Source organism: Ignatzschineria ureiclastica (assembly GCF_003121845.1).
GTDB lineage: Bacteria > Pseudomonadota > Gammaproteobacteria > Cardiobacteriales > Wohlfahrtiimonadaceae > Ignatzschineria > Ignatzschineria ureiclastica.
Window position 1 is genome coordinate 35328 of record NZ_QEWQ01000009.1, and the last position, 8842, is coordinate 44169.

Sequence of the window (8842 nt, forward strand, 5' to 3'; positions counted from 1 at the left end):
GAAATATTCGGCAAATATTCGATTTTAAGCTCTTTTTGTGAAGACACGTAGGGGGATATTAGTATGATTCAATAGATCAATCTTCCGCTATTTTCTCTTACAAACCGGCGAATTAATTGGCAAAACATGTTATAATCGGCTGTTATTTTCTACATTAGTTCTATTATTTTTATAATATTGTTTGAGAAGGTTGGTTCAATGAGTGAGTTTGCCAAAGAGATTGTCCCGATTAGTTTAGAAGAGGAGATGAGAAGCTCCTATCTCGATTATGCGATGAGTGTCATTATAGGTCGTGCGCTACCGGATGTGCGCGATGGACTCAAGCCGGTACATCGCCGTATATTACATTCAATGAATCAAACGAGTAATCATTGGAATAAACCCTACAAAAAATCCGCTCGTATCGTCGGGGATGTGATGGGTAAATACCATCCGCACGGGGATTTAGCAATTTATGACTCTGTTGTACGGATGGCGCAAGACTTCTCGCTCCGTTATATGCTCATTGATGGCCAAGGGAACTTCGGTTCTATCGATGGTGACTCGGCAGCCGCAATGCGTTATACCGAAGTGCGAATGAGTAAAATCGCAGAAGCCTTACTACAAGATATCGAGAAAGAGACGGTTGACTTTGTTCCTAACTACGATGAATCAGAGAGTGAACCTTCTGTATTACCCACGCGAATTCCGAACTTATTAGTCAATGGTTCCTCCGGGATTGCTGTAGGGATGGCGACGAATATTCCACCGCACAATCTGACAGAAACCATTAATGCTTCACTTGCGCTCTTACACAATTCAGAGCTGACCATTGATGAACTGATGCAATATATTCCTGCGCCAGATTTCCCAACAGCTGGGATTATCAATGGTACCAAAGGGATTCGTGAGGCTTACCATACCGGCCGAGGCCGCGTGATTATTCGGGCAAAAGCTGAAATAGAACACGATGAAAAACGGGGTCGAGATGTCATTGTCATCACAGAGCTCCCTTACCAGGTGAATAAAGCTCGCCTCATTGAACGAATCGTAGAGCTCTATCGGGAAAAAGTAATTGAAGGCATTGCGCCAGATGGTTTACGCGATGAGTCAGATAAAGATGGGATGCGCATCGTCATTGAATTACGCCGAGGCGAAATGGGGGAAGTGATTCTCAACCAGCTCTTCAAACATACAGCGCTTCAATCTAGTTTTGGTATCAATATGGTGGCGATCGATCGTGGCCAGCCGAAGCTCTTAAATCTCAAAGAAGTATTAGAAGCTTTCTTACTACATCGTCAAGAAGTCATTACCCGCCGGACCATTTTTGATCTCAAAAAAGCTCGTGCTCGTGCCCATCTATTAGAAGGTTTAACGGTTGCCCTTGCCAATATCGATGAGATGATTCAGCTCATTCGTACCTCTGCAACAGGTGCAGAAGCAAAAGAGCGTATGCTCGCACGCACTTGGGAACCCGGCGGTGTAGGGGCAATGTTAGAGAGAGCGGCAGAGCTCAAAACAACGCCCGATGGTTTAGAAAATGTGGGCTTAATCGGTAGCGAATATCGTCTTTCAGAAGAGCAAGCGCAAGCGATCCTTGATATGCGCCTCCAACGCTTAACTGGCCTTGAACAAGATAAAATTTTAGAAGAGTATCGTGGGTTATTAGATACTATTCGTGAATTGATTGAAATCCTCACTAATCCTGATCGTTTACGAGAAGTGATTGAAGAAGAGCTTACCGATATTCGGGATAACTTTGGCGATGCTCGCCGTACAGAAATTCGCGCAGCTGCCGAAGATATCAACCTTGAAGATCTGATCGCTGAAGAAGATGTAGTTGTCACACTCTCGCGCCGAGGTTATATCAAATATCAAAAACTCGATGAATATCGTGCTCAACGTCGTGGCGGTCGAGGTAAATCTGCAGCTAAAGTGGTCGATGAGGATGATGTAGAGCATTTAATGGTCGTCAGTACCCATGCGCAGCTTATGTGCTTCTCCTCTTATGGTAAAGTCTATTGGCTTCGCGCCTTTGAGTTGCCGGAAGCAGGTCGTGGTGCCAGTGGTCGCCCCATTATCAATTTCCTTCCCTTAGAGACAGATGAGCGTATTACTTCTATTCTTCCGGTGGATAGTTACGATGATGATCGCTATATCTTTATGGCCACTAAGTATGGGGTTGTGAAGAAAACCGTTCTCTCAAGTTTTGCAAGCCAGCGGTCAAGTGGCTTAATTGCGGTTAATCTTGATGAGGGCGATGAGCTGATCGGAACGCAAATTACCAATGGTCAAGATGATATTATGCTCTTCACAAACACTGGGCTTGTGAATCGCTTTAGCGAAGAGAATGTACGCGCGATGGGCCGAAGCTCTCGTGGTGTAAAAGGTATTTCACTCTCTGAAGGGCAATTCGTCATTACCATGATGCTTGCTGATGAAGAAGCGGTTGTCCTTATTGCCACAGAGCATGGTTATGGTAAACGGACACCGATTGCTGAATTTACTAAACGTAATCGGGGCGGTAAAGGGGTTATCGGTATCCAAACATCCGAGCGAAATGGCCAAATTATTGGTGCTTGCATCGTCGAAGATCATGATGAAGTCATGCTCATCTCTTCTAACGGCGTTTTAGTACGTACCTGTGTGGATGAAGTCTCCATCTTAGGCCGAAATACCCAAGGGGTTCGCCTCATTCGCTTAGATGAAGGCGATGCATTAGTCGGCATGAGTCGCATTGAAGAGAACGATGCAGATGAATGTGACGAAAACAACGAAGCAAACAATACAATTATCGAAGTCGAAGAAACAGTTGAGATCGTTGAAGTGATTGAAACTGAAGATAATACGGATGATTCTGAGGATGCCTAAATAATAGTAGCCCCCTAACTGATTCCATTCGGATTAATCATCATAAAAGCAGAGATTTGAAAATCTCTGCTTTTTTATTAAGCTGATTTAACGCCTATTTACTGCAAAATAGGATGAATGCGAAACCATCAAACTCCTAAGCCTCATACATTAGATAATATTCCAACATAGAGTTTCTGATAGAACGATCATTCCATCGGTGCGATAACTTCTATAAGAATACGATCATTTGCCCCGGCAATCAGATATAGTAATATCGATTCAAAAGAAGCTTATTCAAATGCCGGTGCATCAGCTGATCGAGGCAAGGACGATGTTCTATCCGGCATCTTGCAAGTGTTGTTTAGTACGGTTGTACCTTCTTTTAAACCCTCATAGTAGCTGCTTAAAAAACATCTTTCTTAAACCAAATTTACTATAGATTATCTTAATTCCTAAAGCATCACTCAATGATCACTTATGGCATAGCCACTATGACTTTCATCTCTACTTTCCAATCGGCATTCATTAATCCGGCTTGTACTGTACAACGCACCGGCGCATTCTCCGAATCAACCCATTCATCCCAAGCACGATTCATCCCTTCAAGATCGCGACTTGAAACTAGAAAAATTGTTGCATCTAAAATTCGAGATTTATCCGTTCCAGCCGTTTTCAATATCTGATCGATATCGGCTAAAGTACTTTTCATCTGTAGATAGATATCATTCTCTATTGTTGTCGGTACAGCCGTATAATAGAGCGTTTTATTATGAATCACCGCATCCGACATGCGCGCACCTTTGTTAATTCGTTCAATCATTGTAAGCTCCTTTTTGTAATCTTGAAAATCAGTTGTAATATCGTGGATTTCAGCACTATTAATGAAATTTAAGTAATCATTATATAGTAATATCGGTTCAAGATAAGCTTATTTAAATGCCGGCGTATCGGTTGCAATCAGTAGGGGGCCTTTCTATCCGGCATCTTACAAGTGTTGTTTAAAAACCATTTTTCTTAAACCAAATTGACTATATCTCACATTACAATCTGACTAATAGGCAAAATAACCGCCTCATTCGCAAAGATCCACTGTTTTCATCTATTACTGAAATCTTGTTGCTGATGTAGACCAATTTCATAAGCATGATCGATTAATAGATCTTCTACCAATCCACGATCCATCAATGACAATAGATCAAGGTGCTCAACAATATAATGTACTTTCATCGCTTGAAAAGCGGTACTCAGTTGCTCTTTAAGCAATTGCCAAAGCTCCTCTTCAAGTACCAGCAAGAGATCGGGATTCTCTTCACAATGATCATACCAAGCAATAAATTCAGCTTCTAATTGCTTTAAAGGCGCTAAATGCCGAGCACGTAATTGGGTCAAGGCATTATGATTGAGATTAAACCAACGAATCGTCGCCTTTCCACGATGATACTCCTCATCTGTCAATCCTCCTCGAACACCGATTCGACCATTTTTATAGTATCGGAAATAATCTCTAGGATCTTCCTCATCGGGCTTAATGATCATATCATGAATGACTTTATCGGGGTTTCGACCACTATCTTTATAGATGCCACAAGTCCAACTATTGTTGCAAGATCCAAAGAGATTCCCCCATTCAAAGGTGTATTCCGGATATTTAGCTCGCGGATAGAAATGCTCAATATGGCTATCTTCGCGAATTAAAGGAGATTCACAATAAGCACAAAAATGATCCTGCATTTCATGAAGCTTTACCCAAATTTGCCGGCGATCTTTTCCTCGCATCTGCTCCCATCGGCGCTTACGATTTTTTTGCGCTCGACGTAATGTTTTCGGCATACGCTTAGGTCGAATAAGTTGATGCATACGCTACTCCTTATTGCCTTGTTGTTCCTTACTTTTAGTTCGATTCTCTTTATCCATAGAATCTATTTCTTTCTTATCTATTTCTTTCTTTGCAGAATTAGCAGATTTCAACTGACCTTGACGGGCTAAAATACGTTGTCTCATCGCTTGTAATCGTTTAAGCGATTGAAGTTTCTCCATCTCCAAACTTTCTGCGCCAAAATGTTTCTCTAACAACTGGTAGAGTTTCTGTGCTTCTTCGCTATCGCCGAGATTATTCTCGATCAATTTTTCAAGCTGCTGGTACTTTTGAAATTCCGGTGTATCTGGTGCATCGGCAATATTTAAAATACGAAGCAGAATATTATCCGAAGATAACCCTCGAGTTTGGAATGTCGGGGAATGCACTTTCACTTCATGGGTTTCAAAATCATTTTTTAGAAAACGAATTTGATCTTTATGTACTGAAGAGATTACTTGTGGGCTGTGGGTTGTAATAATAAATTGGATATTAGGAAATATTTTCAACAGAGAATCAATAATCGTCTGTTGCCAAGTGGGATGTAGATGAAGTTCAATTTCATCGATAATGACAATGCCGGGACTTTGTCTTGGATCTTCAAGATGCGGATTCAAAATTTCTAATCGAGAAAGCAGATCTGCCACCATAAAGAGTACTGAGCGCTGCCCATGCGAGAGATATTGAATGTCATGCTTTTCCCCGAAGATGTCAAGCACTACTCGAGCCTTACCACTTGAACGATCCACCAAAATAGCAGAAGCATTTGGAATCAAAATCTGCACTGTTTCATTCACTAAGGCTTTGAGTTTCTCCGCTGTCGTAAAAGGACGGGCTTTAATGGCATCAATCTTCTCTTGCGCTTCTGCGATTTTCTCTTCTAACTCAGTGATCATCTCTGATAAAAGCGAATTTTGCAGAAAATCTGCCTGCTGTTGTTTTACCTTAAAACCGGCAATTGTCTCTTGCAATGTTGCTTGAAAAATTTGTAGATCACGCACTTCAGAGGATTTATCTTGTTGTGATAGATTATCAAGCATAATAAACCACTCGATCATATCGGATACTCGCACCTTATCCTCAAGCGCATGGTCATAAGCACTTGCTCGATGCAGATAAATTTCCCGAGCGCTACGCATAAAGTTCGGGCGGTTTACCCCATAAAAGATAAAGAGAGGTAACGTTACAGAAGTACTATCGATACTTAAAATATCCCGAATAACCGTAGCATAGGCTCGTAGATCATCAAAATTAGAAGGAATTGCATGAGCCCCTTCCTGTAGGCTACGGACAAGTGAAAAAGGAATGTGATTATGAGCATCTAGAAGCAGATCAATAGTAATCTTACCGGCTAACTTACCATGCTTGATCTCATCTAAATCAATATCTGCGCCGGCGAAATCTTCCTGTTTAATCGCACTGAGAATCCATGAAAAGGCTTTGGTTAAACTTTCACAAACGGTGGTTTTCCCCGTTGCATTTTCCCCGATCAATACAGTTAAACGAGGATTAAAATGAATTGAGAGATGATCAAGTCGTTTCATATTCTCGACTAAAATACTCTGAACCGTATAATCTGCCTTATTGAGAATCTCTCGACAGCGAATAAATGCCGGGTGCTGACGAAAATAGGCTTTTTTTGCCGCCACATCGGCAACATCTTTGGCTTCTCTTCGCCAATCTTGGCAGAGTAACTGATACTGATCGAGTAATAAATCTCTCTGATCCAACATAGACTTGTTCCTCTAAATGCTTATTATCCCTTCACCATATCACAAAATAGATTGAATTTAAGCATTGAAGCAGATTGATTTCACACTATTATTTCCGCTATTTCATCTGCTATTACCAATAAAAGTTATTAGATACTCATGAGGTACTTTACTAATGTTTCACGGGAAACATTCTAAGAATCATAGCCTTTCTCTCATAATTTTTGTCCGGCATTTTTTCCCGACATTTCTATCTTATATTTCCACTCTCTGGTTTATGCATGATGTTTCATGTGAAACAGGTTTCAGAAATAAAAAAACAGGCCCTTTTAACGGACCTGTTAAGACATTAATACAAACCTATTTTCAAGAACTCTCTATTTCTTGAGAGTTACCTACTTTATCTCTAAATTAATTTAACTATACAACATCAATCGCTTGAGGTTGAAATTGTGTTTGAACATTTTCTGCAATTTCAGCAGCGCTCATAAGTCCTAAATGAAGTGCTACAAAAAGACCTGCTAAATTGACCCCGCTAAAAGAGGTATATGCGAATCCCGTTGATGGTCGCATATTGATTTCTAATAAATAGGGTTTACCTGAGGCATCATCTTTTGTCTGTACATTGACGATACCATCAGCATGCATCGCCTTAGCTGAAGCAATTGCTAAATCAATTGCTTCTCCCCCTTTTTCGAGTAGTTGTTTCCCACCTTCTTGTTTTACTCGACCAATTGCAGCGACAACCTGTCCATCTTTAGCAATAATATCAACAGAACGTTCAGCCCCAGGAAAATAAGGCATTAATAATTGGGGTATAAAAGCTCGTGTATCTCGTTTCATGAGCTCTAAATAGAGTGATGGAGAGATTTCACGCTTTTCTGGATTAAATAGTAATTCTGCAGAAGAGATACCTTCCTGAAAGCGCCAAAAGCCATAACCGTACATTCCTCTTACAGGCTTAATACAGAGAGGCTTAGGAAAAGGAGGATTATCTAAGGTCTCTTGAAGTAGATCCCAAGTAGGAATTGTAACAGCAGGTACAACAGGCAGATTCAAAGAATTCATATATTCGGTATAAAGATCTTTCTCTTCAGCGCAGTGCAACCATTTTACATCTGTACTACCTGTGACTAAATGTGCACCAGCGGCTTCGATCTCTTCACGATGAGCTTCAAACCACTCACTATCTTTAACAATATGGATTAGATCAATTTGGTATTCACCAATTTTTTCAATAATAAAGGCTAATCTCTCTTCCAAATTTTTGGGTTCAATAAGAGAAATATCTGCAACTTCCAATAACTCATAACGAGGAACTCGATGTGAAACTACAATTTCAATATCCCATTTATGCTCAGCCGCAAAATCTTTAATTCCTAAAATCAAACCTCGTTGAGAGGCATATGCCTCCATAAACCAAATACGTTTCACAATATCTCCACAGTTTTATAATCAATTATTAACTTCTCTATACTAACACTCTTAGTAATGATGGTAAGTTAATTTACATTACAACTATCATACACCTTTTAATAGAACAATAAAAATTCAAAGAAATAATTAAACTCGTAATTAAAATAAATCAAAAGTTGTCTATAAAAATATTGATTTCTAGTGCTCTAAACTTTCTTTAAAATCCTATATTTTTCCCCACAAAAGAAAACCCCTAGTTCATTGAACTAGGGGTCTCTTAATTAAGCCCTGGAAATGACCTACTCTCACATGGGAACTCCCACACTACCATCGGCGCTGCTACGTTTCACTTCTGAGTTCGGGACGGGATCAGGTGGTTCCATAGCGCTATTGTTTCCAGGAAAACTGGTTTGTGTTTGAAGTACTGATGCATCTCTGCATTCTATATCGCACTCCACTCACGAATAAATTTGATTAGTTGGTGAGTAACAGCAAGTACACTGTATTCTTCGTTTTAACTTTGGAAACGTTCATGTCTCATTGTAAGACAAATTGTCTAAGACCTATTATATGGTCAAGCCTCACGGTCAATTAGTATTGGTAAGCTCAATGCATTACTGCACTTACACACCCAACCTATCAACGTCGTAGTCTTCGACGGACCTTCAGAGGGGTTAAACCCCTAGGGAAATCTTATCTTGAGGAAGGCTTCCCGCTTAGATGCTTTCAGCGGTTATCCCGTCCGTATGTAGCTACCCGGCTATGCCATTGGCATGACAACCGGAACACCAGAGATACGTCCACTTCGGTCCTCTCGTACTAGAAGCAGCTCCTCTCAAATTTCCAACGCCCACGGCAGATAGGGACCGAACTGTCTCACGACGTTCTGAACCCAACTCGCGTACCACTTTAAATGGCGAACAGCCATACCCTTGGGACCGACTACAGCCCCAGGATGTGATGAGTCGACATCGAGGTGCCAAACTCCGCCGTCGATATGAACTCTTGGGCGGAATCAGCCTGTTAT

At 40.8% G+C, this 8842-nt stretch carries 5 protein-coding genes and 2 rRNA genes; 1 reads left to right on the forward strand and 6 read right to left on the reverse strand.

What is annotated here, in order from left to right; genetic code table 11:
• The first annotated feature begins 198 nt into the window (after positions 1 to 198).
• Positions 199 to 2850 carry a DNA gyrase subunit A gene (gyrA, locus tag DC083_RS09805; protein ID WP_109190022.1) on the forward strand — a complete coding sequence of 884 codons (2652 nt, stop codon included), beginning with the start codon at positions 199 to 201 and terminating at the stop codon, positions 2848 to 2850.
• A gap of 457 nt (positions 2851 to 3307) precedes the next feature.
• On the opposite strand, the gene DC083_RS09810 is transcribed toward gyrA, so the two are convergent.
• From DC083_RS09810 to DC083_RS09835, 6 genes are all read right to left on the reverse strand, one after another.
• Positions 3308 to 3652: a RidA family protein gene (locus DC083_RS09810; RefSeq protein ID WP_109190023.1), complete on the reverse strand. Its 345-nt coding sequence runs from the start codon at positions 3650 to 3652 to the stop codon at positions 3308 to 3310.
• Positions 3653 to 3927: 275 nt separating this feature from the next.
• Positions 3928 to 4689 (reverse strand): retron Ec78 anti-phage system effector HNH endonuclease PtuB, encoded by a 762-nt coding sequence (ptuB, locus tag DC083_RS09815; protein WP_109190024.1) that lies wholly within the window; start codon positions 4687 to 4689, stop codon positions 3928 to 3930.
• 3 nt (positions 4690 to 4692) lie between these two features.
• The gene (gene ptuA / locus DC083_RS09820; protein WP_109190025.1) at positions 4693 to 6420 is read right to left on the reverse strand and encodes a retron Ec78 anti-phage system effector ATPase PtuA; all 1728 of its coding nucleotides are present in this window, start codon (positions 6418 to 6420) and stop codon (positions 4693 to 4695) included.
• Positions 6421 to 6819: 399 nt separating this feature from the next.
• Positions 6820 to 7833, reverse strand: coding sequence for an ATP-grasp domain-containing protein (locus DC083_RS09825; protein WP_109190026.1), 1014 nt, complete (start codon positions 7831 to 7833; stop codon positions 6820 to 6822).
• A gap of 268 nt (positions 7834 to 8101) precedes the next feature.
• Positions 8102 to 8216, reverse strand: a 5S ribosomal RNA gene (rrf, locus tag DC083_RS09830).
• Between the two features lie 169 nt (positions 8217 to 8385).
• Positions 8386 to 8842, reverse strand: a 23S ribosomal RNA gene (locus tag DC083_RS09835); the annotation flags it as partial.

Excerpts from the sequence above, each read along its gene's own strand:
- ptuA (WP_109190025.1), bottom strand. The coding sequence starts at position 6,420 with ATGTTGGATCAGAGAGATTTATTACTCGATCAGTATCAGTTACTCTGC.
- DC083_RS09810 (WP_109190023.1), bottom strand. The coding sequence starts at position 3,652 with ATGATTGAACGAATTAACAAAGGTGCGCGCATGTCGGATGCGGTGATT.
- ptuB (WP_109190024.1), bottom strand. The coding sequence starts at position 4,689 with ATGCATCAACTTATTCGACCTAAGCGTATGCCGAAAACATTACGTCGA.
- gyrA (WP_109190022.1), top strand. The coding sequence starts at position 199 with ATGAGTGAGTTTGCCAAAGAGATTGTCCCGATTAGTTTAGAAGAGGAG.